Consider the following 24,509-nt stretch of genomic DNA (forward strand, 5'->3'; position numbering starts at 1 on the left):
GTAGGAGATTGCGTTAATAAGATAGCTCAGAGGCTAAACATTGTTATCCAACGAGTGGAACTAACCGTTTTTGCTTTACCTCGTCATGAAATGATTATCGTCAAAAATAACAGGTGATATTTTTATTATTTTAGTGATAATATGGTTAGGTAATTGAAATTAAACAGATTTTCAATTTTATTTTGTGGAGGCGTTAGAATGAAGTACATAGTGAAAAGAAGGGCACAAATTAAAGGGGATAACGCATCACTGGCCCTATAAACTGCGTAATCCCTGGCATTTTTAAGGGGTTTGCATAATGGAAAAATCGATTGAGAAACGTATTCCTAATTCTTTGATTTGGCTGTGCGTGCTTGCATTTTTCAGCGTATTGAATGAGACGGTGTTCAACGTATCGTTGCCCGACATTGCCGCTCAATTTGGAATTAAGCCATCCGCTGCAAATTATGTTAATACCAGCTTCATTCTTTCTTTTGCCGTAGGAACGGCCGTTTACGGAAAAATATCGGATATTTACGGCGTAAAAAAACTGATTTTCATCAGTATGATGATATACGGCGGGGGATCGCTAATTGGCTTGCTTTTTCATGCCTGGTTTCCGATTTTGCTTGTTGCACGATTTATCCAAGGAGCGGGTGCTTCTGCCGTCCCTGGGCTGATTATGGTCATCGTTACCAAAAGTATCGAAATGCAGCATCAAGGAAAAGCTTTTGGTATGATTGGATCGACCGTTGCCTTGGGAGAAGGTTTTGGTCCTATACTTGGAGGCTGGATCGCGGACTATGTACATTGGTCCTATCTGTTTTTCCTGCCCATGATGACGCTAGTCACACTACCGTTTTTCTTACGGACGCTCTCTGACGAACCTGTGAAAAAAGGTGGGCTTGATGTTCCGGGAGGCCTGCTCTTTGTTCTTGGAACGGTTTCGTTCACTTTATTTACGACACATTACGAGTGGTGGTATTTGAACATCAGTGTCATTCTTTTCATAGGATTTGTGCTGAGAATTCGAAGAGCTAAGGAACCTTTCATAGAACCAGCTTTATTCAAGAGGAGAAGATTTATTGTCGGCGTATTTGTAGGTGGAATACTTCTAGGAACCGTTGCAGGATTTATGTCTATGGTCCCTTATATGATGAGAGAAGTGCACCAGATGTCGACAAGCCTCATTGGAGGCGGTGTTCTGTTTCCAGGAACGATTAGCGTGATTCTTTTCGGGATCGTTGGCGGTTCTTTGGTCGATAGGCAGGGAGCTCGTTTTGTCATGGTTGCAGGGTTATTGCTTCTGGGGTCGGGTCTTTTAATCGTTTCACTTTTTGCCGATCGTAGCCCCTGGATCATCTCAGGAGCATTGGTTTTGATTTTTGGTGGACTATCCTTTGTCAAAACGGTCATCTCAACCATTGTGGCAGGCTCGCTAAGTGCTGACGAATCTGGCTCAGGTATGGGTTTTTTGAATTTTTCCTGCTTTTTGGCGGAAGGGATCGGTATCGCAGTTGTAGGCGGACTGCTTACACAGCTGAGGTTCAACTTTTCTATTTTCCCAATCGTTACTGACGTTGCAGCATATTTATACAGCAATTTAACGTTACTACTTCTAGCTGTAGTAATTACAGGCGGTGCCATTTTTATGATCGTGTTCAAGGGAGAAAAGGCTTCCTTGGATCATTAATAGGAAATAATATTTTTTATAGAGCTGACATTGATACATCATGATGTCAGCTTTTTTATACAAAAAACTAAACATTTTATAGTATAAGGTTAATTCTTTGCAGGTTAAATATGAAGAATTCGATGATAAAATACTATTTGTAAACGTTTACAATCAATAGATACGTGGCTTTTTTTGGCAATTAAACCCGTAGCAGAGCAGGGGAATGCAAACGGAAAATCTTTCAGTCCAAATCTTGGTGAAAACAAATACTATATGAATAGGAGATACTTTTATGCTTAAAGCAAAGCTAGTAAAAGGCACAATGGCCCTGATGCTTATCGGTACATTGTTCTCCGTACCGATGATGTCTGTCGCCAGTGCTGCTGATGCGAGTTGCGCGAACGGTTACGTAGGTTTGACGTTCGACGATGGCCCAAATACCAGTAACACGACAAAACTGCTTGCGGCTCTGAAGCAGGCCGGTTTGCGCGCAACGATGTTCAACATCGGGCAGAACGCGCAGAATAGTCCGTCTCTGGTACGGGACCAAGCGGACGCAGGCATGTGGATCGGTAACCACTCCTATACGCATCCGGATATGACTACGTTGAGTAGCTCGCAAATGTCGTCAGAAATCACACGGACGCAGCAGGCGATCCAGTCGATTACTGGAACTGCACCAAAGCTGTTCCGTCCGCCATACGGTGCGACCAACTCGACCTTGAAATCCATCGAGAGCCAAAATGCTCTTACTGAAGTGCTGTGGAGCGTTGATTCCCATGATTGGAATGGTGCCACTACGGCCCAAATCGTAGCGTCTGCGAACAGGTTGCAAAACGGCGACGTGCTCCTTATGCATGACCAGTACCAGACGACGCTCCAAGCGATCCCGCAGATTGCACAAAATCTCAAGAGCCGTAGCCTATGCTCTGGCATGATCTCGCCGACCACCGGTCGCGCGGTGGCGCCTGACAGCTCTACATTTCCTCCAAGCGCAGGTACAAAAGTGGAAGTCGAGAGTATGACCAAAGGCGGTCAGTACACCGGGAATATCAGTTTGCCGTTCAACGGAGTTGCTTTATATTCTAACAATGATTTGGTGAAGTACACGCAATATTTTGCGAGCGGCACCCATCATTTTTCACTCCGTGGTGCTTCAAGTAATTCCAACATGGCCAGAGTCGACCTAAAAATCGGTGGACAGGCAAAGGGGACCTTCTACTTCGGCGGGAGCAATCCCGCGGTCTATACTCTAACCAATGTCAGCCATGGAGCCGGAAATCAAGAGATTGAGCTCGTTCTAACAGCTGAAAACGGAACATGGGATGCATACATTGACTATTTGGAGATCAACTAGAAGCAAAGGAAGTTAAAAATGCACAAAGAAGAAAAGGATAAACTTGTTGTCACTGTTATCAATGGACAAAAACATATACGCTTGGAAGTCGCCATATCGGCGACTTTTTTTGTTTATTCGATATTACTGAACGTTTCCTATGAGGCTGAGCATCGCGTATAATATATAGTAAATGGTTATGAACTGTGTGTGAATTCGTTTATTTTGGTTTGGGGTGAGTGTAGTGGCATCTATCCATGAGGTGGCCAAACAAGCAGGGGTATCAGTGGCAACGGTATCCAAAGTGATTAATAATTATTCAGATGTCAGCAGCAAAACGAGGAATAAGGTAAACAAGGCGATTGAATTGCTAAACTACCAGCCGAATGTGGTTGCCCGAAGCCTCGTGAAAAAGCGTTCCTGGACGGTCGGGATGTTCCTGCTGGATTTCTTCACGAATCCTTTTATTTCGGAGCTTCTTGATGGGTTAAGAAAGTCTCTTGAAGATAGCGGTTATGACCTGCTCTTTCTATCACCGAATCTTAGCAATCCCGATTATACCTTCACTAAGCATTGCATCAGCCGCAATGTAGATGGAGTTGTCATGTTTGGTGTCGATCGAACTAATCAAAATTTTTTGGATCTGCTTCAGGCTGAGATGCCGACGATGATGATTGATACCGATCTGCTGGGACCTAGAACCGGCTATGTAACAGCCGACAATCGCAGAGGTGCTTACTTAGGTGTTCAGCATTTGGTGGAACTTGGACATAAACGCATCGCCTTTATTTCCGGGGATTTGGGATGTCTGGTTGGTCAAACGAGATTTTCCGGGTATCAGGAAGGGCTGCGCTCGAACGATCTTCCTTACTATGCCAAATATGTTGAGGTAGAGGAATACAGCATTGAAGGTGGATATAAGGCGATGAAGCGCCTGCTACAGCTTCCGGAAGCACCGTCCGGCGTGATCTGCTCTTCAGACTATATGGCGACCGGTGCGATCGAAGCAATTCGCGAAATCGGAAAGCGAGTACCTGAGCACATTTCCGTCGTTGGGTTTGACAACACGTTCTATGCGGAGCTGACCATGCCTAAGCTTACGACGATCAATCAGAACATTACTCTAATGGGAATGAAAGCAGGAGAGCATCTCATCCGAATGATTGAGAATCCCGATTATTCACCGCCGACGGAGATTGTCCCGGCAGATCTGGTTGTACGAGACTCGACAGGACAGTATAAGGAATAGTTTTTTAAGAATTGACAAACACAAAAACAAATTGTATTTTAATTATGATGTAAGCGCTTAACATAAGTTTCCTTGAATTAAACATTCTTCTGCTCGTTCTTATTTCATTCCCGAGTTATGGACAAAAGGGAAAGCCTCATATTGCGTCAGAGGGGAGGAAACTAGAAGAGGTATGATTTTGAAAGAAGGTGATGACCTGGAAGACGTAGGGCGATATGTTGTAAACCCAATGCAAGCCTGGAATGTTAATGGTTGAATCTATGGGAGCAGGAGGTTTTACTAACATTTTCAGCTTAATTACCGAAAACGTTTTCGATAAAATAAAGCTTTAAGAACTTGATGCCGACTGATCAAATTTCATATTCTTCTTTGAAATCAATAAATTTATACTTTTTGTGAAAGATATAAAACTAGAAAATTGGTATTGAATTCTAAAACGTTTTCGATAACAAGTATGTATACTGTCACTGTTCTTGAACCCAGCCGATATGCTGATGAATATCGGGGCTACTTGCCGAAATTTTTCGCGTAACCATGCCATATTAAAGGGAGAAGAGAATTATGAAAATGTCGTTCAATTCATTCACTAAGTCGTTAACCATGATCCTACTGTTCAGCTTATTAACGCTGCTTTTTCAAGCGGTCATACCTGCAACGCCTGCTTCTGCAGCTGCCTGCGCAAACCCTGTAAGCTATTTCGGTGAAATGAAAGCAAGTGGAAACAAGATTAACGGCTCCAAAACGAATCGACCGATGATGGTCAAAGGGGCGAGTTACTTCTGGAGCAACTGGTCCGGTCCATTTTGGAATACCACCACGGTGAATCGGATGGTGGATGAATTTCAAGTAGAGATCGTAAGAGCGGCATATGGCGTGGACCCCAGCGGAAATCCGTATAACACGGCCGATGAGTCCAAAGTTCGTGACGTGGTCAATGCGGCAATCGCAAAAGGGATCTATGTCATTATCGATTGGCACTCACATGACGCGCACAACAACGTCAACGCTGCCAAAAGTTTCTTCAGCCGGATGGCGCAGGAATACGGAAGCTATGATAACGTCATTTTTGAGATCTATAACGAACCTACCCAAGTCTCGTGGGGGACAATCAAAAGTTACGCTGAGCAAGTCATCCCGGCCATTCGTCAACATTCCGACAATCTGATTGTCGTTGGAACGCCGTTCTGGTCTCAGAGTGTAGATCAGGCAGCGAACGACCCCATTACATCCTCTGGTAATATCGCCTATACATTGCACTTTTACGCTGGATCTCATTTTCAGTCGCTCCGGGACAAAGCCAACTACGCAATGAGCAAGGGTATCCCGCTGTTTGTTACCGAGATGGGCTTTGTTAACGCGGATGGCGACGGCGGCATTAATTACGATTCCACGAACCAATGGCTTGACTGGATGAACCAGAATAACCTGTCATGGGCCAACTGGGCGATTAATGACAAGACAGAAGGCGCCAGTATTTTCAATACGAACGGGAGTCTCACAGCAGGAGGTAACTATCTGAAAAGCATTTTAGCTGGGCACGCTCCATATGCCGAGTGGAGGCAGAATGCGGCTTGCGGTGGCAGTAGCGCAAACACATTATATGACTTCGAGGGTAGTACGCAGGGTTGGACCGGTTCGAATATATCCGATGGTCCATGGAGCGTAAACGAGTGGTCATCCAAGGGCAGTAATTCTCTTAAAGCGGATATCATCATGTCTGCCAATTCCCAGCACTACCTGCTTCTCTCACAAAGCCGCAACCTAAGTGGTAAGACCACGCTAAGCGCGACCGTCAAACATGCATCTTGGGACTCCGCAGGTGACGGACTCCATGCCAAGATTTATGCCAAGACAGGATCAGGTTGGGCTTGGTATGCTGGTAAAGCCGTCAAGATTAATTCGTCTGGAGGTACGACGTTGTCGTTCAACCTTACATCTGTACCTAATCTTGACGATGTTAGGGAAATCGGCGTACAATTTCTTGCCTCGGAGAACAGCAGCGGTAAGTCAGCCGTTTACGTTGACAACGTGACGCTGCAATAACACATTCCTAACAGGTCTTCATGAAGTACCGTGTTTTGTAGTTGGGAAAAATAAGGCTACAGCTGCGAGGACATATAATTTAAAATTTTGAAAGACAACTGGTAAGAGAAGAGTTCGTCACCCTCATCAAGCGAGGAATTGAGTAATTTTTTGATCTTATTTACGCGGTAAAGCAGCGTATTTTTGTGAATATTCAATTCACTGGATGTTTTGGCGGTATGTTGTCCGTTGTGCAAAAATGCCATTAACATGTGGCTTATAAATAGAATCAATAAACCTCCTTTTAAGTGCAACCTTATCTTAGTCCTCGGACTGGAGCAAGGTTGTTTTTCTTTGTTATAAAATAGGCATCCTTCGTTGTGTCACACAAAACGCCAGAAACGGCTGATGTTTTCATGAACTGCAGTCCAAGGTGCAAAGATTACTGTATTATGTTCCGAGTTGATTATTCCCTAACTAATCATTAACATTATGATATCGCGGATTAACGAGAGAAGACGGGGGTTATGATGAATAAAGCAAAAATTCTCATTATTGAAGATGATACACCAATAGCAGATTTATTATCATACGGACTTTCAATGGAGGGGTTTGAAACGCGAACTACGGCAAATGGAGCAGCAGGGATGGTTGAACTTCAACAATTTCAACCTAATCTTTTGATACTTGACTGGATGCTGCCGGATCAAAGCGGATTAGATATTTGCAAACAAGTAACTGCAAGTTATAACATACCGATCTTGATGATTACCGCGAAATCGGATATCACTGATAAAATCCTTGGTCTTGAATTCGGCGCGGATGACTATATTACAAAGCCTTTTGATTTAAGGGAGGTTATTGCTCGGATTCGGACAATCCTCCGGAGGGTAGATCAAGCAAACAATGGAAAAAATACGGAGAGTAAAGTAATTCGGTTTAAACAAATCGAAATTATTGTCGAGGAACATCTTGTCAAACAAAATGGTATTCCAATTGACTTGACTCCGAAAGAATTTGATTTACTTATGACTCTGATAAATCACCGAGGCAAAACGTTCACACGCTCGGAACTGCTGGATATTGTATGGGGATATGATTTTGTCGGCGATACTCGGACTGTTGATACACACATACAAAGGCTTCGCAAGAAATTGGATGCAAGCGATCTGATTACTACCGTGTTTGGTATTGGATACAAATTCGAAAAATAGGTGAAAAGCAAACCAAGAATTAGCCCTTACATTGACACGAACTTATTGGTAAACGACATGTGAAGACTGGCTTCGGTCGGATATCAGAGCACCATCGGGAAAGCGAGCAAATTCCTCTAGTGAAACTATTCAAGGGTATTTATGCTGGCAGAATAAATCCAAAGTCGAATGCAGCGCCTTTTCAAGCAAGCCAAGAGCACATTACTCGCTCTTGGCTTCTTTTTTAGGAGCTGTCCTGTTATCTAATAACATTATGACATGTACTACTATCACAGTGACATTCCAATACATAAGAATTGTTAGATATACTTGAGCTGCCTAAGGTTAAGTCCTCAACCTTATGACATGTCTTGAGGGAGGCATGAAATGAAAAATAAGAAGCGGGTACGTGGGAGGTCAGCATTTCGCTAGGAATGAGAAAGGATGAAATCAGGTGACTTATATCGCACAAGAAAATCGATACGAACAAATGAAATATCGGCGGATTGGACGGAGCGGCGTCAGGCTGCCGGCCATTTCGCTCGGCTTGTGGCAAAATTTTGGAGGGGACAAACCGTTTGAGAATAGTCGTGCAATGATATTACGCGCCTTCGATCTTGGTGTCTCGCACTTTGATTTGGCAAACAATTACGGACCGCCTCCCGGATCGGCCGAAGAGACCTTTGGACACGTTTTAAAAAAAGACCTTGCACCTTATCGGGATGAGCTGTTTATTTCAACTAAAGCTGGCTACTATATGTGGCCTGGTCCGTACGGTGAGTGGGGTTCGAGAAAAAACCTGCTTGCAAGCCTGGACCGCAGCCTTCAACGAATGGGACTCGACTATGTCGATGTCTTTTACCATCATCGTCCCGATGGTGATACCCCATTAGAGGAATCGATGGGAGCGCTTGCTCATGCTGTAAAATCAGGCAAAGCACTGTATGTCGGTTTATCCAATTACGGACCGGAGGAAACGAAGCAAGCAGCTATGATCCTTAAGAACCTTGGTACACCGCTGCTCGTCCACCAGCCTATGTATTCAATGCTGAACCGGTGGATTGAGAACGGATTGCAGGACGTGCTGACTGAAGTGGGAGCCGGCACAGTGGCTTTCTGCCCGCTTGGTCGCGGACAGTTGACGGGAAAATACATCGAGAAGCTGGAAACTGAGTTTAAAACAGGCCAGCGCACACTGAAACCGGAGGCCGTATCTCAGGAGCGGATCAACAAATTCCGTGCGCTAGAGACGATCGCGAAGCGCCGCGGTCAGACGCTACCGCAAATGGCGTTGACATGGGCGCTACGCGAAGGCGGCGTCGATTCGGTGCTAATCGGTGCAAGCCGTGTAGGTCAAATTGAGGAAAACGTGCTAGCAGTACATGCGGATCCGCTATCAGCAGCGGATCTTCAAGAGATCGACCAGGTTATGCATAATATCGGGGATGTCCCCTGGTAATGTCAGAGCAACAATACGATTCATTAAACGAACAAATCAGTCAAGGCTTGAAAGACCCATTAAGCTGTCTCTTTTAAGCCTTGCGCGAAAGTGTGATGGAGAAAGTCCCTTCACTTTTTTAAACATTTTGGAGAACAGCAGCGGGTCGCTATAGCCAACAGAATAGGAGACTTCCGTGATGGACAGCTGCGAATTGTCCAGCAGATCGCTTGCTTTGTCCATCCGGAGGTTCAACAAGTATTGCTGAGGGGAAACATTAAGAATTTCCTTGAAAAGAACGGACAGATAGACACGATCAATGCCAACTATGTGTGCGACCTCGGAAATGGAAACTCTTTGGTTATAGTTCATTCGAATAAACTCGACCGCTTTACGGATGTAGGCGTCTTTGGGCCGTACCTCGGGCAGTAGTTGACTCGTAGCAACCAACATTTCGATCCAATCGGCAAGTAACCTGAACAAAATGCTCTGTCTTCGCAGTTCACTGGTGCTGTGGTTCACGTCGCAGGCAGAAAATTCCCCCAAATAAGAATCAAACCAAAACAACGGGGAGTACCTGAATACGGGATGAAAGGGTGAAATGTGTGCCTGTTCGAATAGAGGTATAACCCCGTTACCCGAAAAGGCTATCCAAGAATAAATCCAAGGATCGGTTTGGTCTGCCTCCATGTAACAAAGAATGTTATCGTATACGATAAATCCTTCGCCTTGCTGAAGATGAAAGGTCTTACCGTCAATCTGGTAAACGCCTCTACCCGCATGGATAAACATGATTTTGTATTGTCCTTTGATGCCGGGTCCCCATGAATAGCTGGGTTCACAAACTTGTTTGCCGTGATAACAGTAACAAATATCCATCTGGTTGCGTTCCTCCTAAAATAGTACATCATGATATATAAGACCCTGAAAGTCACTTGCGATATGTCAATATACAGAGAAGAACAATTTATAACTACAAAATACATATGATATCACCCTCACAGGAAACTAGACCCATTTCTCCGCATGTCTTTTAATGAGCTTGATCATTTCCTTCATAGCAGGTGAGAGCCATTTATCTTTGTGATATGCCAAATATGTTGATATTGCAGGACAGTCTGGTCCAACCTCTTCACCCTGAAGCTTGTTATGTTCTAGTTCCTCTTTAACGGAGAAAAAAGGAACCATGGAGATGCCTAAACCGCTCTTAACACATTAGCTCCCCAGCCTTCTTTCTCCAAGGCGACAAGGAAATCAATCTCACCGGTCTGAACAGCATGAGAGACATCTTGATAATCCAAAGATTTCAGAGAAAGATTGACTTTGGGATACATTTGTCTATATTCAACAAGCAAGGATGGAATACGGCAGATCATTAATGACTCTGAGAATCCTAATGTCAAGTTGCCGGTAGGTTCATCATTGGTCGTTAGTGTCTGAGTGTAGAGTTCTATGATCTTAAGTGCATAAGGGAGAAACTGATGACCGTGATGGGTTAGAACCACCTTCTTACCTAAGCGATCAAAGATGGGCTTGCCGACCTCGGATTCCAATTCCTTAATATGTGTCGTGACAGAAGACTGAGCGTAACCCAAGTGTTCAGTTGCTTTTTTAAATCCTCCTGTTTCGACAATGGTTTTTAATGTGATCAAATAACGAAGTTCCATACGTCCACGTCTTTCGTTAATAACAGTTCAATTTTGTTGAATTAATCGTTCGATAACATCAATTTTACCGATAAAATATACCGGTTTATAATGTACTTGTTCGATGATCATAAATCAAGTATTGAATGTGTTACGAATGAATCTAATGTTAGAGGTGGATGTGAATTGGGACAACTAAATACATTGTTTAAGAGCGTGCAGATAGGTAATAACGTGTTAATTAACTGTGTAGGCGTAGCTCCAATGACACGTATCAGTGCTACATCGGAAGGATTAGCCACTGATCAAATGGCAGCTTACTATGCCTCTTTCGCTCGTGGGGGCTTGGTCTAATCATAACAGAAGGAACATATACAGATGAATTGTATAGCCAGTGTTATTTTAATCAGTCTGGTTTAGTGAATGAGGAGCAAATCACATCTTGGAAAAAAAGTGGTGGATGCTGTTCATGCAGCAGGCTCATCTATTGTTGTGCAGCTTGAGCATGCAGGAGCCTTATCACAAGGAAATCGATTCAAGTCCCAAAATCTAGCTCCGTCAGAAGTGCTTCCAAAGGGTGAACCTCTAGCTTTTTATGGTGGTGCTGAATCGTTTTCTACTCCGATCGCTGCAACGAAAGAAGATATTGAGGAAGTCATCCGTGGATTTGTTGCTTCAGCCGTTCGTGCGAAGAGCGTAGGATTTGATGGCGTGGAGATCCATGGAGCAAATGGTTATTTGCTTGATCAGTTCCTTACGGACTATACGAATCGTCAAACAGATGAATACGGTGGATCCATTGAAAACCGGATACGACTCTTGGTTGAAGTGGCTACTGCAATTCGCCAAGCCGTTGGCCCCGATTTTACAGTAGGCATTCGAATTTCCCAGGCTAAGGTTAATGATTATCAGCATAAATGGTCAGGAAAAGAGGATGAGGCCGAAGTTATTTTCATGTAATTAGGGCAAGCAGGGTTAGACTATAGGGAAAGGGGCACTTGCAAATCATGATTGGATAAAGAAGGTTAGAAATGGTGGTCCGTTATCTGAGCTGGATCAAAATAAAGTTTTAAGACCGGATGCAACCATTAAGGATTTCGAGATTAGTCAAAAGATAATCTTTGGGTAAACAACCATCTGGGGGCACGGTTATGGTGCGGATGTGCTGGAATAAAATCGAAGGAACCATCGAAGGATGAAAAGTCCAGAGCGGTGGTTCTTTTTTTCTTTTGTTACCTGTGCCATCATTGTAGATGGAGGGCGATGAACCATGTTCCAAGATTTTAAGCTTGTTGGTGACCGTCCGGTCGCGATACAAGTAAAAGAATATATTAAACGTTTAATTATAAAAGGGACGTTTCATAAGGATCAGAAGCTACCCTCCACACGAGAAATGAGCAGTGTACTCAAGGTGAGTCGCAATACAGTTATTGCAGCCTATGAAGGTCTGGAGGACGATGGATTTACGTATACGATACCGAGTAGAGGCAGCTATGTGGCCGCTATGGTGGGCCGTTTGGCTGTGGATAACGGAGGGTCTGACGCCTCCTTCGCCTGGCAGATTGATTGGAAGACAAGAATGAGCAAGTACGCTGTATCGGCTGCAGAGCTTGATATGATGAAGCAGGGCATTCGCACCCCAAAAGGAACCATCTCGTTTACAAGCATCGCACCGGATGAGCAGCTGTTTGATCTGGGAGATGTAAGGCGAGCCTTTATGGATCGGATGGCAATCGAAGGGCAGGTGCTGCTCAACTACGGCTATGCCAAGGGTTACAAACCACTGATCGATTACCTGATGGGATATATGGAGAATAAGGGCGTCGATATAAGCGGCAAGGATATACTGATTACAAGCGGGTTTACAGAAGGCTTTGACATTGTGTTGTCGGCACTCCGCCCTTCAGCGCGCCGCGGTACGGTAATTTGTGAAAATCCAACCCATCACACAGCGATCAAAAATTTAAAACTACAAGGTTTTGAGATTACCGGTATTCCAATGGAGCGGGATGGTATTAATGTAGATCAGCTTGAAGCGGTATTGCAGAAGCAGACAAATAGCTTCGATCTCGCTTATTTGACTCCTTCCTATCACAATCCTACAGGCATTGTCATGTCACCAGCAAAGCGAAGCGCTGTAATGAATTTAATGATGCGCTATCAGATTCCGGTGATTGAGGATGGTTTTAATGAGGAGCTGCGCTATTCAGGAGCGCATATTGCGCCATTAATAGCAACAGCAGGGCGAGGGAACGGAGTAATCTATATAGGCAGCTTCTCCAAGGTGCTGTTCCCTGGCTTGCGAGTAGGCTGGGTGCTTGGAGATCGAGCGCTGATTGACACTCTGGAAAGCATTAAGCGGGCGCGCACCATTCATACCTCAACGATCGACCAATCGATATTATATCAATATCTGCTCAATGGAAATTTTGAGAAATATGTAAAAAGAGCACGTATGGAGTATAAGCGCAAATACGAGCTTACAAAGGCATGCTGTGAAACCCATCTCTCTGAGGCGCAACTATCTGGCGATGGGGGCTTACATGTGTTTCTTACCTTTCCGTCAGGCGTAAATACGCGCCAGTTGCTTGAAGTATGCATAAATCAAGGGGTTATATATACACCTGGAGACAAGTTTTTTATACAAGAAGGTGAAGGGACGAATACTTTGCGGCTTGGTTTTTCCCGAGTATCCGATGAACAGATCGAGCGGGGGATTCAGATCATAGGCCAACAGGTGCGTAACTTTCATAAGGCATGTGGTCATAAGAACAGCCTGTAATTGCACTATGATTTTTCAAGAAAATGGGGGGTCATGATGAAGATAGGCGTTATTATGGGAGGGACTTCCACTGAGCGTGAGGTTTCGCTGCAGACAGGTCAAGAGATGCTGAATCATTTGGACCGCAGCCGCTATGAAGTGGTTCCAATTGCGATTGATCAGCCAGCGGATTTAATCGCACAGGTTCAGCACGCAGGCATCGATTTTGCACTGTTGGCGCTGCATGGCCAATATGGCGAGGACGGCACGGTGCAGGGAGCGCTGGAGACACTAGGCATTCCCTATACAGGGAGCGGTGTTCTGGCAAGCAGCCTGTGCATGAATAAGCAGCTGTCCAAGATGCTGCTGAAGTCGGCAGGGGTGCATACGCCTGCAGGCCTCTGCTGGCAGGGAAGGGACGATTATGATCAGCAAGCGGTAGAGCAGTTGGGTTACCCCGTTATTGTGAAGCCGAATATGGGAGGATCCAGCATCGGCATCCAGCTTGTGCATAATGAGATGGAGCTTCACTCGGCTATTCAGGAGGCTTGCGGTTTGGATCAGACGCTTTTAGTTGAGCCTTTTATTCAAGGGACGGAGCTTACCTGCTCAATTGTGGATGGCGAGGTATTACCAATCATCAGAATTCGCTCCGCTCATTCTGAATGGTTTGACTATAAAGCGAAATATGAGATCGGCGGCGCTGAGGAGAAGGTAATCCAGCTTCCTCCCGTTATTGAGCAGCGTGTGCGCGAGACGGCACTTGTCAGCTATCGGCTGCTGCAGTGCAAGGTGTATGCAAGGGTCGATATGATTTTGTGTCAGGATATACCTTACGTACTGGAGGTAAACACCTTACCCGGAATGACCGCTAACAGCCTGCTACCGAAGAGTGCAGCTGCAGCAGGCATAACCTTTACGCAGTTGATGGACCGTATTATTACTAGCTCACTTTATGAGCGGAATCGGGAATGGGAGAAGGTTTAATGTGTTTGATGGATTATACAGAAAATGGCGAAACTTTGTTATAATGGTTAGAACGGAACAGCGTTAAACTGATGTAGATTTGAAGAATGTGCAGTATTAATGCAATTTGATTTTGCTTCAAGATGGGGGAGGTGAAAATGGATATTTTAATCAGAGAACTGAAGGCTGAGGACGGTGAGTGTGGTACTAACATTGATGGTAGCTTTATCGTAGATTCTACCCTTGTCTTGCAATTAACGGGACAACAAATCGGATATACGGTGAAGGAGAGGCCTATTCGTAAAAAAAGCTATGATGATGATCAGTTTGAAGAAGACACAGTTGAGGACTATACGAACTATATCGACAATCCCGATCAAATCATATATGTAGCACTCGTAAATAATCAAGTTGTAGGTCAAATTGTTCTGAAAAGAAATTGGAACAAATATGCATATGTGGATGATATCAAAGTCGACAAGCAATATAGAAGCCTCGGTATCGGTAAGAAACTAATCGAACAGGCTAAACGCTGGGCGAAAGATGGCGGAATGCCAGGGATCATGCTGGAGACACAAAGCAATAATGTTCGCGCATGTAAATTCTATGAAAGCTGCGGTTTTGTGATCGGTGGATTCGACTCCTACGTCTACAAAGGTCTAAATAGAGAAAGTGACGAGATCGCGATCTATTGGTATCTAATGTTTGCTTAGAACGACACACCTTTATTGAACAAGGGAGGACAAAAAGATGACTAAAAAGAGAATGGAATGGGAGGAAGGGAATTGGATCAATTCACCTCTATATGCCCGGAAAGAAGGAGATTTTCTTAAGGTTGCGCCTGAAAAGGGAAGAGACTTCTGGAAAAAGACTTTATATGGTTTTGAATTTGAGGATGGGTCCGCTCTATTATCGGATTGGAATCATAACACGGCGGTGGAAGTGTCGTTTCAACTCGCATCATTTACGGAGCTTTACGATCAGGCAGGTATTTTGTTATACCATGGCCCGGAGCAATGGATTAAAGCGGGGATAGAAATCAATGACGGCATTCCTCAGCTTTCCACAGTCGTAACCGCTGGATATTCTGACTGGTCGCTTGCGGCTGTGCCAGAGTGGGTCGGTGAAGAAGTCACCCTGCGCGCTTCCATCATCAAGGATGCTGTAATTATTCGCGCAAGGACGGAGCAGCACGGATGGCGAACGATACGTGTGGCGCGTTTTCCCTACACCACCGGAAATCAGGCCGGTCCTTATACCTGTTCGCCAACCCGAGAGGGTTTTGAGGTTACCTTTACTCGCTGGAACTTTACAGAGCGGGATCAAGACCTTCACAGTGATCCTCCAGTAGAACATCATTGAAAAACGACTGCACAACTGAGCACAGCAATATGAGATCCTATAAATTAGCTTATATGCACATAAAGCAATGATTAAGAGCAAGCGTCTTATAATAAAATGGTTTTTAATGGACCCAAAAGGGAAGAGGTGTATTTGGGTGTGAAAGCCGGGACTGATGAGGATGGCCAAAGCGGAAAACTGCTACTTGACACATAAAATACATACTATAAAAATTCCGATTATGGCATTCCTAAGTTCAGTTTTTTCCGTAACAAAATGGGGTTAAAAAATATTTGATGTAAAGCATACCCCATAGAGTACACACAGGGTAGGTTAACATACTCAACTGTGTACTCTATGGGGCATATTTATATATGTCCTCATCCATTTTAAAGGTTATGCGGTTTAATATATTTATAGAGGAGATATGCCTTCCAGCATCTTACGGTCCTTCTCTTGGCAGGCAACTATTCCCCGAATGGCAAGCTCTCTTTAAGCGCCCACAGATCATCATAGCTGAAAATATTGTGATCTGCCTTGGACAAATCCTGCTGGCCTGAGCCAGGATTGTGTAAACCAATACAGCGCATACCCGCACTCTTGGCTGCATGAACACCGTTCCGTGAATCCTCAATAACAATACAATGGGCCGGTGCTATACCTAGCAGTTCGGCGGCATATAGGAAGATGTCCGGAGCCGGCTTACCCTGGGATACTTCTTCTCCGGTGATTCGAATATCAAAGTAACGGCCCAGTCCCGTTTTTTCCATAATGAGATCAATCAACGACCGTGGAGAGGAAGAGGCTACTGCAACTGGAATTCCTTTTTCCTGTAGCCAGTCCAGCCACCGTTCCAGTCCGTTGATCGCCACCAGGCCCTCGTGTGCTGTTATGGTCTGCATCACATTTTTTCGGTGATAGGCAAGCGCCTCTTCCAATGTATGAGTGAGTTGATGCCTGTCCAGCACTTGACGCCACATGGATTCGAGTGTCACTCCGACATAGGTATGGTGCTCTTCCTCTGTCATGGGTGCACCGAAATGGGCAAAGGAGCTGCGTTCAACTTCAAAATAAATCGGTTCGCTGTCTACCAACACCCCGTCCATGTCGAAGATGACCGCTTTGACCGGAACGGACGCTGATGGGTCTCCTGTGCATTCATTATTCGTCGGTGTAACATGATGAATGCTCGTCATGTCCATTCTCCTCCTTGTTAGTAGCTAAATTTAGTTGCTGGAGCCATTCGATTGCAGCACAATCTTGATCGCCTGCGACGACGGCTGAAGTGTCCGCTCGCTGATATTGCATCCAAGCGTCTTGAAGGCTTCATGGTAGTCGTCCAGCGGATACGAGTGGGTAATGATTTTTTTGGCGGGAATGATTTGCTGCTCAATCAGGTAATGTGCCGTGGAGAACGTGCCCAGAGAATCAATGGAGCCGATGATTTTAAGGCTACGGTCAACTACCTCTTTCGGATTAAACGAGCTTATCCCATCTCTCAGCCCCACCAGCATCAAATACCCGCCGCTCGCAAGCTGGCTTAGTACCTCAGTGCCGACCACTCCTGTGGTGTCCACAATCATGTCCACCTGATTTTTTAACGGAGCCAGCTTATGAATGGCCGATTCCAGTGTGGCGTGCGCGGACCACCGTTCGGGGGCAATAGAATCCGCAATAGCGAGCCGTTCCTCTGAGATGTCCACAAGGCAACCAGTCACGCCTTTCGAAGCAAGAGCATAGCTGTACAGAATCCCGATCGGACCTGCGCCTATAATAACAGTGGTGAAGTTCGGCAGCAGGTTAATCTGGTTGATCCCGGTCAGCATACAGCTCAGCGGTTCGGTCAGCGTCGCTTCTTCGTAGCTGATATGATCCTTCAGCTTGTACAAAAAACGGTCCTCAGTCACATAATAATCGGTGAACGTACCGTCGGCGCTGACTCCGGTCTCTGTTACGGCTTTATGTGTGCAATGATTCTGTCTTCCTGTCCGGCACATTTCGCATTGACCGCAGTAATATGTTGGATCAATCACCACACGGTCCCCAGGCTGCAGTGAACTGACGGCTGATCCTACAGCGATCACATCCCCCGCTGATTCGTGGCCCAAGATCGTAGACGGCACGGCATGATATTTACCGCTAATGATACCTAGATCCGTACCGCATACGCCTGTCGCCCGAATCCGGACAAGTACATCGTTATCTTTTTTAATCTCCGGGATAGGTCTTTCTTCAAGTGCGACATCCCAAGCTGATTTGTATACCAGTGCAAGCATGAATAATTCCTCCTTTTGTCTATTGGACAGATCGTTAGTGAAGGGTGGCAAGAACGGTGTCAAGCCGTTTAACAATTTCGACAATCTCATCTTCTGTAGCCGTAAGGGAAGGTCTCACTTTGACCACGTTGCCATAACCGTAACGGGAACCTCTGAGGATTAATTGCTGTTCCTCAAATGCACGATCGATAATTCCATTGCTTTTCACTGCGTCCGGGCCATCGTCCTCGTCTACAATTTCCAGTCCCCACATCAGTCCGACGCCACGAGCCTCACCAATGCAATCATGCTTGTCAGCTATCTCGGTCAGCAGGGATCTGAGCAGGTTTCCTTTGGACCGGACGGCTTCCAGAAAACCGGGCTCGCTTACAACCTCCAGCGTGGATTTGGCTGCCGTGACCGAGATCAGATTGCTGCCCGAGGTAAAGGAATGCTCATGCTTCTCCAGGACATCGAGACGAGACTGCATCAAGACCGCCGCAACCGGGACACCAATGCCGCCCAAACCCTTGGCAAGAGTAATAATATCCGGTTGGATGTCAAACAGCTCACTTGCGAACATGTAGCCTGTCCGCCCAATCCCAGTCTGCACTTCGTCAGCAATCAGAATCATCCCATGCTCGTCGCATAACTGACGGAGACGCTTGAAATATCCTGCAGGCGGGATGATATTACCTCCGTTGCCCAGAATGGGTTCAATAATCATGCAGGCCACAGAGCCTGAGCTTGCATATTCAATGGCGTCCGATATGGCTTCAATACAGTGATGACCACACTTGTCTGGTGAAGAATTAAAGGGACAACGATAGCAGTAGGGGGCAGGCACATGCAGAGAATATGCCGCAGTTGAATTGGGAAAATTCTTGCGGCGAAAGGCATTACCGGAAATGCCTGTTGCGAACTGGGTCTGTCCATGATGTGACAGATGCAGGCTGATGATATCAGTTGCTCCGGTATATTTCTGGGCCAGTTTCACAGCACATTCATTCGCCGTGGAGCCGGTAATATCTCTCATCCACCCGGCATCGATGCCGTTCGGGGCATATTGGATTAGATGGTCTAGGACTTCTTCAACGTAAGGCTCGGTAAAGGATGAAGACATGTGGGCAAGATTGGCGACTTGCTCCTGTACTTTGGAGACGACATGAGGGTGATTATAACCGAGCGACAGATTGAAGGTGCCAGATACGCCATCCAAATACTCCTTACCTGAATCGTCAATCAAAGTAATGCCTTTTCCGTATCTGAAACGTTCTTTGGTCAAGGTATGCACGATATTTCCCCTCCATATCAGAATATACTTTTCATTAAGTCATCCTTAAAAAGAGTAACGCCCAATCAGCATAACGAGGCTGAACTCACCTCCCCAAAATAAGAAAATCACCTTCCATGTCCTAATGGACAAAGAAGCCACAATTTGACTGTTCCTGCGATTTCACAGATATGAGAGATAACCGCAGCAACAGAATCTGCCCGAAAAGCAAAAACGCGATAGGCCTCACCTCCCCTAAGGACTAAAACAATATCATCCTTCCTTGCCCTGATGGACAAGGGAGTCAATTACTCGGCTGCCCCGATTATTCCACAGATGTGTGAGAATAAGTGCCAGCAGCAAAATCAAAGTAAATCCTCCTAAGATCCAGAGGCTAGCGGTCACTGGCCATTCGCTCATGCTCCAGCCTATTACGTATTGAAGCACTGAGCCGCCAATTCCGCCTGAAGCAATCAGAATACTGGTCGTCCGCTCCGTCATTCCCGGAATCAGTACGTTGGCGTAGACAAGTGCGATACAGAAGAGTCCAGACATGAATATCCCTGCACCAAAAATTAGAAGGTATGTAGCCCATTGGCTGGATATAAACACCATAGCGACTAAGAAACAGAAAGTTCCAATTGCACTCCATAGCAGATAAGGAATATATCCTACTGATTCTGCAATCCTTCCTGAGAACATACGACCAATGATCATTGCAATCCAAAGCACGCTGACACCTAGCGAGGCAACAGATCCCTGAAGTTGTAGCGTTTCGGTCAGAATAGAAGGTAGGAAGTTCATGAGTCCAAGTTCAAGACCCATATAAACAAAGAAGAAAATAATGAAGATTCCTAGCAATACACGGTGCTGTCCTGAGTAACGGGCTTGTTCAACTGAACGCTCAGTAGTGCGGATGTCTGCTTGAGTGAGGTGAGTGGAGGCGGAAACAGGCATGGTAAGCCAAAATAGCAATAGGATAAAAGTGAGAAAGGAGATGGTGTAAAAGGTTAGATTCCAAATTCCAAACCAGATATACAGGCTAACGATCGCAGGCATAAGCAGTGCACCAAGTGCAAAATAGACATCCAGCTTGGACATCGCTACGGCTTTTTGCTCCTCCGTAAACTCAATGGTGAACGCTCCGATGGATGATTCAATAATGCCTGAGCCGAAGCCAATCCATATGGCCATTACAATGACCCAATTCCAAGAGGGAAGTAGGCCCAAGATAGTACATGAGACGACAATACTCCCCAAGGCAATAGCAAGCATGGACTTGCGGCCCATATGTAGAGCCATGAAGGGAGTGAGCAGAACACCGACAAGAAAGCCGAAAAACTGCAAGAACAGCAGTAATCCACCATCGCTGTACCCCCGTCCATAGTGAGGCAGAAAAGTCGGCAGTAATGCCCCAAGCACCACGCTGGTGACGCCGATTAATAGATAGAAAGCACAACTTAAAGCGAAAAGTCTCTTCAAGGCCTGTCCCTCCATAAGGTCATATTTTTTTATATGAGCATTGTTTTTACTAGAATATACCATTACTCTGGAAAAGTATATATATAATTCCACAGAAATTGTAAAAATAAATCGATAAACTCTTAATAATATGCATCCTGCTCCTTATCAACGTGATACACATCAGTTTTATCTTACAAGGGGACTATCAGGGTTATGGTATGAAAGATAGATTATTCGCCTGTACTTTCGTACAATTGACTTTGATTTAGCAGTTGATCCATACTTCAAATGAACGGTTGATTAAAAAACATTGGAGGGATCTTTCATGCGTTTGGGAGGAAAAGTTGCGGTCGTTACAGGCTCAGCATCAGGAATGGGGAAAGCGATTGCAGAATTATTTGCAAAAGAAGGGGCAAGTGTTGTTCTTTCAGACCTGAACATTGAAGGAGCAGAAGCGGTTGCAGCAGGAATTAAATCAGCTGGAGGAAACGCCATCGCAATAAAAACCAATGTTGCTGATTTGAATGATATACATGCTTTGATCGATACAGCTGTTAATGAATTCGGAACTCTCGACATTTTGGTTAACAATGCGGGCGTTATGGATAACATGGCGCCAGTAGGGGATGTGGACGACGAGACTTGGGATTTGATATTCGATATTAATACAAAAAGCGTTATGCGTGCGATTCGCAAAGTCATCCCGATCTTCCTGGATAAAGGAAATGGAGTAATTATAAATACGGCATCTACGGGTGGCTTCAGTGGTGCGCATGCAGGCGCTGCCTATACCGCCTCAAAGCATGCGGTAGTCGGTATTACGAAAAACACGGGATTTATGTATGCTCAAAAAGGCATCCGATGCAATGCCATTGCGCCAGGTGCAACAGCTACCAACATTACTTCAACGATTCATAACTTGAATGAGTTTGGCGCATCTCGAACGAAGGTCACGCAAGGCGTAATTCCTCGTGTAGGGCAGGCTGAAGAAATCGCGAAAATAGCCCTTTTCTTGGCTTCAGACGAGTCGAGCTTTGTGAATGGGGCAGTTATTGCTGCTGATGCGGGTTGGACGGCAGGATTCTAATCAGAGTTGTGGCCCGGTTCTACTGTTGGCAACAAGCTAACAAACATGAGAATTACAAATCCCCCTGACCAAAGTTTCGTGGCAGGGGGATTGTTTAATGTAAGTTCTAGTTCACATACTTCTCTATGGTGCTTCGGACTGCTCCGGGACCTGATAGCATTTCATGAAACATGGCTTCAATCTTGTCGCCCAGACCAATCTCATATAATCGGACGCCGAACAGTTTTTCATCCTCAAGGAGGTTGCGAACCCCAGAGGTCTGATCGCCCAGCTTCGTATCCTGCAAATACCCCTGCAATGTATCCAGTAACGGGTCCGGACTGAGTGTGAAGGGTGTTCCTTGATCATCCACCCCCAGCAAATAACGACACCAGATCGCAATGGTCAAGGGAATAGCAGTCAGGTCGGTGGGATCAAGCCCTGCTGTGCTAACATACGACTTTATGGTTTCGCCAAAACGGATGCTCATCTTTTGGGAAGTATCTGTTGCAATCCGCTGTGGCGTATCTGGAATATAGGGATTGGCGAAGCGTTCCTGCAATATCTCGTTAATGAACGCTTGAGGTTGGATAATTCCGGGATCAACCACAACAGGCAAGCCTTCCTTGTTGCCGATGGTTTCCACCAGACGACGCAAGGTGTAATCGTTCATTTCATCTGCAATGAGCTGATACCCGAGCAGGCACCCGGAGAGGGCCAGCGCTGTATGTAGCGGATTGAGACAGGTCGTGACTTTCATCTTCTCCACTTTGTCTACCGTATCCCGATTCGTGAAGATGATGCCAGCTTCCTCCAGTGCAGGTCTCCCGTTTGTAAACTTGTCTTCAATGACCAAATACTCGCTAACCTCAGCATTGACAAAGGGAGCCGTATACGTATGCCTGGAGGTAACGACAATCTCCATGTCGGCTAACCCCAGCTCTCGAAGAGCAGATTGTATCTGTAAGGAAGGGCGGGGGGTGATTTTATCAATCATAGTCAGCGGGAAGGTTATTTTTTCCTCATTCTGCAGATAGTCTGCAAATCCTTTCTCTACCAGGCCTCTGCACGTCCACTCCTTGGCGATAGCAATCATACTATCCTTTAACAGATCGCCGTTATGGGAGCAATTATCCATGCTTACCAAGGTCATTGGATGCTGTCCCTTTAAATAACGCCGATAGGCAAGCGAAGTAGCTATGCTCATCACATGCACCGGCTGTTCAGGACCATTCACTAAATCCCTCTCCACAACAGCCAGATACTTACCGTCGGGCCCGGTGAGGCCGTATCCTTTTTCCGTGACAGTGAAGCTGGCCATTTGCAGAGTCGGATTTTCAAATACCTCAAGCAGACGGAGATAGTCGTCCAGACGACGATTCTGCTCCGTTGCAAGGCTCTCAACGATGCTTGCGACCACACTTTTGTGAAATTTACCGTCTGCACTCATTAACACCAGCAAGGTTAGATTGTCGTAAGGCTTGTAGGCTTTGTCAATCATTTCAAAATCAAAGGTTTCGGCCGCAATTATACCTGTATCCGCTTTCAAACTATTCAGCAGTTGTTGCTGTGCATTGGCTACGAACCCCCGAAAAATATTGCCTGCTCCGAAATGCACCCATTGCGGTCTAACTCGGGTGTTATGGGCTACAAGCTCCAGATCATACTTTGGTAGTTCAATGCCTGCTGCTTCCCAGGCCGCCTTATCTAAAAGACCTTTCCGGTCAAGCTGGAGCATCTATTTCACTCCCTTGCTTTGAGCAAGACTATCCCAGACACCTAGCAAGTACATAACTCCCAGCGCACGGTCATACAAACCGTAGCCTGGCCGACAATTTTTTTCTTCTCCCCATAGATGTCTACCGTGATCTGGGCGCACATATCCCTGATAGCCTTTTTCGTGATAAGCTCTAACCACTTCCGGTATATCGACGCTTCCGTCTTTCCCACGATGTGACACTTCAATAAAGTCGCCATTCTCAAACACCTTGACATTACGAATATGCGCAAAATGAATACGATCATGGAACTCCCGAATCATAGCTGGCAAATCATTCTCAGGGTTAGTCCCCAGTGAGCCTGTGCAGAAGGTTAGACCATTATATGGACTGTTCACTGCATTCAGGATGCGCCGGATGGTCTCACGACTTCGGACAATTCTCGGCAGCCCGAAGATGGGCCATGCCGGATCATCAGGATGAATGGCCATCTTGATGTCAACCTCCTCGCAAACCGGGATGATGCGCTCAAGAAAATACTTCAGGTTGTCAAACAGCTTGTCTTCGGTGACATCTGCGTAAGCAGCAAACAGTTCATCCAGTCTCGCCAACCGCTCCGGTTCCCAGCCTGGCATCGTGAACTTCCCGGCTCCCTTGAGAATCCGATCCACCATTTGACGGGGGTTATCGGTAATGGCAGCCTTTTCATAAAAGAGGGCGTTGGACCCGTCAGGCAGTTCCTTATAAAGCTCCGTTCTGGTCCAGTCAAAGACAGGCATAAAGTTATAGCAAATCACCTTGACTCCCACCTTGGATAATTTTCGAATGGTATCAATATAAATGTCAATATATTGATCGCGGGATGGCAGGCCGATTTTGATATCATCGTGGACATTTACACTCTCTACGACTGCCGTACTAAAGCCCTTGCTTGTAATCTGATCAGCTACCTCCTGAATTCGCTCCATTTCCCATATTTCACCGGCTATCTTTTCATGTAAAGACCAAACAATGCCCATAACTCCTGGAATTTGCCGGATATGATCCAGTGTAATATTGTCATTGCCTTCCCCATACCATCTCCAGGTCATGTTCATAACGATACCCTCCCTGATTGATTTTTTTAA

General features: G+C 45.6%; 21 protein-coding genes and 1 pseudogene. 13 read left to right on the plus strand and 9 right to left on the minus strand.

Annotation, left to right across the window (positions count from 1 at the left end):
• The first annotated feature begins 298 nt into the window (after positions 1 to 298).
• From ACH59B_RS12230 to ACH59B_RS12245, 4 genes are all read left to right on the plus strand, one after another.
• On the plus strand, positions 299 to 1,672 hold the full coding sequence (locus ACH59B_RS12230; protein ID WP_045245263.1) for a tetracycline resistance MFS efflux pump: 1,374 nt from the start codon (positions 299 to 301) through the stop codon (positions 1,670 to 1,672).
• Positions 1,673 to 1,946: 274 nt separating this feature from the next.
• Entirely contained in the window at positions 1,947 to 3,011 is a 1,065-nt protein-coding gene (locus ACH59B_RS12235) for a polysaccharide deacetylase family protein (RefSeq protein WP_045245264.1), read from the plus strand.
• 223 nt (positions 3,012 to 3,234) lie between these two features.
• A complete protein-coding gene (locus ACH59B_RS12240) occupies positions 3,235 to 4,239 on the plus strand; it encodes a LacI family DNA-binding transcriptional regulator (protein ID WP_019687244.1) in 1,005 nt (334 codons plus the stop codon).
• 561 nt (positions 4,240 to 4,800) lie between these two features.
• Positions 4,801 to 6,282 carry a glycoside hydrolase family 5 protein gene (locus ACH59B_RS12245; RefSeq protein WP_103042413.1) on the plus strand — a complete coding sequence of 494 codons (1,482 nt, stop codon included), beginning with the start codon at positions 4,801 to 4,803 and terminating at the stop codon, positions 6,280 to 6,282.
• A 56-nt stretch (positions 6,283 to 6,338) separates the two neighbouring features.
• On the opposite strand, the gene ACH59B_RS12250 is transcribed toward ACH59B_RS12245, so the two are convergent.
• The gene (locus ACH59B_RS12250) at positions 6,339 to 6,533 is read right to left on the minus strand and encodes a helix-turn-helix domain-containing protein (RefSeq protein WP_228552616.1); all 195 of its coding nucleotides are present in this window, start codon (positions 6,531 to 6,533) and stop codon (positions 6,339 to 6,341) included.
• A gap of 258 nt (positions 6,534 to 6,791) precedes the next feature.
• On the opposite strand from ACH59B_RS12250, the gene ACH59B_RS12255 reads away from it, so the two are divergent.
• Both ACH59B_RS12255 and ACH59B_RS12260 read left to right on the plus strand, forming a co-directional pair.
• The gene (locus tag ACH59B_RS12255; protein WP_404303956.1) at positions 6,792 to 7,475 is read left to right on the plus strand and encodes a winged helix-turn-helix domain-containing protein; all 684 of its coding nucleotides are present in this window, start codon (positions 6,792 to 6,794) and stop codon (positions 7,473 to 7,475) included.
• 433 nt (positions 7,476 to 7,908) lie between these two features.
• Entirely contained in the window at positions 7,909 to 8,913 is a 1,005-nt protein-coding gene (locus tag ACH59B_RS12260) for an aldo/keto reductase (protein ID WP_016818776.1), read from the plus strand.
• 36 nt (positions 8,914 to 8,949) lie between these two features.
• On the opposite strand, the gene ACH59B_RS12265 is transcribed toward ACH59B_RS12260, so the two are convergent.
• Positions 8,950 to 9,771, minus strand: a complete 822-nt coding sequence (locus tag ACH59B_RS12265; RefSeq protein ID WP_222822307.1) for an AraC family transcriptional regulator — start codon at positions 9,769 to 9,771, stop codon at positions 8,950 to 8,952.
• Between the two features lie 129 nt (positions 9,772 to 9,900).
• Positions 9,901 to 10,559 (minus strand): annotated as a pseudogene (locus tag ACH59B_RS12270) (LysR family transcriptional regulator).
• Between the two features lie 165 nt (positions 10,560 to 10,724).
• On the opposite strand from ACH59B_RS12270, the gene ACH59B_RS12275 reads away from it, so the two are divergent.
• The 6 genes from ACH59B_RS12275 (at position 10,725) to ACH59B_RS12300 (ending at position 15,627) form a co-directional block, all read left to right on the plus strand.
• Positions 10,725 to 10,892, plus strand: coding sequence for a hypothetical protein (locus ACH59B_RS12275; RefSeq protein ID WP_162835295.1), 168 nt, complete (start codon positions 10,725 to 10,727; stop codon positions 10,890 to 10,892).
• 69 nt (positions 10,893 to 10,961) lie between these two features.
• Entirely contained in the window at positions 10,962 to 11,498 is a 537-nt protein-coding gene (locus ACH59B_RS12280) for a hypothetical protein (protein ID WP_167441011.1), read from the plus strand.
• 310 nt (positions 11,499 to 11,808) lie between these two features.
• Positions 11,809 to 13,320 (plus strand): PLP-dependent aminotransferase family protein, encoded by a 1,512-nt coding sequence (locus ACH59B_RS12285; RefSeq protein WP_019687249.1) that lies wholly within the window; start codon positions 11,809 to 11,811, stop codon positions 13,318 to 13,320.
• Between the two features lie 36 nt (positions 13,321 to 13,356).
• The gene (locus ACH59B_RS12290) at positions 13,357 to 14,286 is read left to right on the plus strand and encodes a D-alanine--D-alanine ligase (RefSeq protein ID WP_404303958.1); all 930 of its coding nucleotides are present in this window, start codon (positions 13,357 to 13,359) and stop codon (positions 14,284 to 14,286) included.
• Between the two features lie 137 nt (positions 14,287 to 14,423).
• Positions 14,424 to 14,978 carry a GNAT family N-acetyltransferase gene (locus ACH59B_RS12295; RefSeq protein WP_404303869.1) on the plus strand — a complete coding sequence of 185 codons (555 nt, stop codon included), beginning with the start codon at positions 14,424 to 14,426 and terminating at the stop codon, positions 14,976 to 14,978.
• Between the two features lie 37 nt (positions 14,979 to 15,015).
• The gene (locus ACH59B_RS12300) at positions 15,016 to 15,627 is read left to right on the plus strand and encodes a DUF1349 domain-containing protein (protein ID WP_016818781.1); all 612 of its coding nucleotides are present in this window, start codon (positions 15,016 to 15,018) and stop codon (positions 15,625 to 15,627) included.
• 446 nt (positions 15,628 to 16,073) lie between these two features.
• On the opposite strand, the gene ACH59B_RS12305 is transcribed toward ACH59B_RS12300, so the two are convergent.
• The 4 genes from ACH59B_RS12305 to ACH59B_RS12320 form a co-directional block, all read right to left on the minus strand.
• Entirely contained in the window at positions 16,074 to 16,802 is a 729-nt protein-coding gene (locus ACH59B_RS12305) for an HAD family phosphatase (RefSeq protein ID WP_290404059.1), read from the minus strand.
• Positions 16,803 to 16,832: 30 nt separating this feature from the next.
• Positions 16,833 to 17,882 (minus strand): 2-amino-2-deoxy-D-mannitol dehydrogenase GutB1, encoded by a 1,050-nt coding sequence (gutB1, locus tag ACH59B_RS12310; protein ID WP_404303872.1) that lies wholly within the window; start codon positions 17,880 to 17,882, stop codon positions 16,833 to 16,835.
• Positions 17,883 to 17,916: 34 nt separating this feature from the next.
• Complete coding sequence (locus ACH59B_RS12315; protein WP_404303874.1) at positions 17,917 to 19,155, minus strand: aspartate aminotransferase family protein; 1,239 nt, start codon at positions 19,153 to 19,155, stop codon at positions 17,917 to 17,919.
• Positions 19,156 to 19,407: 252 nt separating this feature from the next.
• Entirely contained in the window at positions 19,408 to 20,616 is a 1,209-nt protein-coding gene (locus tag ACH59B_RS12320) for a sugar MFS transporter (protein ID WP_277376389.1), read from the minus strand.
• A 307-nt stretch (positions 20,617 to 20,923) separates the two neighbouring features.
• On the opposite strand from ACH59B_RS12320, the gene ACH59B_RS12325 reads away from it, so the two are divergent.
• Positions 20,924 to 21,685, plus strand: a complete 762-nt coding sequence (locus ACH59B_RS12325) for an SDR family oxidoreductase (protein ID WP_016818786.1) — start codon at positions 20,924 to 20,926, stop codon at positions 21,683 to 21,685.
• Between the two features lie 106 nt (positions 21,686 to 21,791).
• Here the strand turns inward: ACH59B_RS12325 and ACH59B_RS12330 are convergent, their stop codons facing one another.
• Together ACH59B_RS12330 and uxuA are read right to left on the minus strand one after the other, a co-directional pair.
• The gene (locus ACH59B_RS12330) at positions 21,792 to 23,402 is read right to left on the minus strand and encodes a mannitol dehydrogenase family protein (RefSeq protein ID WP_404303876.1); all 1,611 of its coding nucleotides are present in this window, start codon (positions 23,400 to 23,402) and stop codon (positions 21,792 to 21,794) included.
• Positions 23,403 to 24,479 carry a mannonate dehydratase gene (gene uxuA, locus ACH59B_RS12335; protein WP_404303878.1) on the minus strand — a complete coding sequence of 359 codons (1,077 nt, stop codon included), beginning with the start codon at positions 24,477 to 24,479 and terminating at the stop codon, positions 23,403 to 23,405.
• Positions 24,480 to 24,509 lie beyond the last annotated feature (30 nt).

Origin of the sequence: Paenibacillus sp. DP01, from assembly GCF_044784315.1 — a bacterium.
GTDB lineage: Bacteria > Bacillota > Bacilli > Paenibacillales > Paenibacillaceae > Paenibacillus > Paenibacillus polymyxa.

Bases quoted from the DNA above. Each gene is read 5' to 3' on its own strand.
- ACH59B_RS12230 (WP_045245263.1), top strand. From the start codon at position 299: ATGGAAAAATCGATTGAGAAACGTATTCCTAATTCTTTGATTTGGCTG.
- ACH59B_RS12235 (WP_045245264.1), top strand. From the start codon at position 1,947: ATGCTTAAAGCAAAGCTAGTAAAAGGCACAATGGCCCTGATGCTTATC.
- ACH59B_RS12245 (WP_103042413.1), top strand. From the start codon at position 4,801: ATGAAAATGTCGTTCAATTCATTCACTAAGTCGTTAACCATGATCCTA.
- ACH59B_RS12250 (WP_228552616.1), bottom strand. From the start codon at position 6,533: ATGTTAATGGCATTTTTGCACAACGGACAACATACCGCCAAAACATCC.
- ACH59B_RS12255 (WP_404303956.1), top strand. From the start codon at position 6,792: ATGAATAAAGCAAAAATTCTCATTATTGAAGATGATACACCAATAGCA.
- ACH59B_RS12265 (WP_222822307.1), bottom strand. From the start codon at position 9,771: ATGGATATTTGTTACTGTTATCACGGCAAACAAGTTTGTGAACCCAGC.
- ACH59B_RS12280 (WP_167441011.1), top strand. From the start codon at position 10,962: ATGAGGAGCAAATCACATCTTGGAAAAAAAGTGGTGGATGCTGTTCAT.
- ACH59B_RS12285 (WP_019687249.1), top strand. From the start codon at position 11,809: ATGTTCCAAGATTTTAAGCTTGTTGGTGACCGTCCGGTCGCGATACAA.
- ACH59B_RS12290 (WP_404303958.1), top strand. From the start codon at position 13,357: ATGAAGATAGGCGTTATTATGGGAGGGACTTCCACTGAGCGTGAGGTT.
- ACH59B_RS12295 (WP_404303869.1), top strand. From the start codon at position 14,424: ATGGATATTTTAATCAGAGAACTGAAGGCTGAGGACGGTGAGTGTGGT.
- ACH59B_RS12300 (WP_016818781.1), top strand. From the start codon at position 15,016: ATGACTAAAAAGAGAATGGAATGGGAGGAAGGGAATTGGATCAATTCA.
- ACH59B_RS12305 (WP_290404059.1), bottom strand. From the start codon at position 16,802: ATGACGAGCATTCATCATGTTACACCGACGAATAATGAATGCACAGGA.
- gutB1 (WP_404303872.1), bottom strand. From the start codon at position 17,882: ATGCTTGCACTGGTATACAAATCAGCTTGGGATGTCGCACTTGAAGAA.
- ACH59B_RS12325 (WP_016818786.1), top strand. From the start codon at position 20,924: ATGCGTTTGGGAGGAAAAGTTGCGGTCGTTACAGGCTCAGCATCAGGA.
- ACH59B_RS12330 (WP_404303876.1), bottom strand. From the start codon at position 23,402: ATGCTCCAGCTTGACCGGAAAGGTCTTTTAGATAAGGCGGCCTGGGAA.
- uxuA (WP_404303878.1), bottom strand. From the start codon at position 24,479: ATGAACATGACCTGGAGATGGTATGGGGAAGGCAATGACAATATTACA.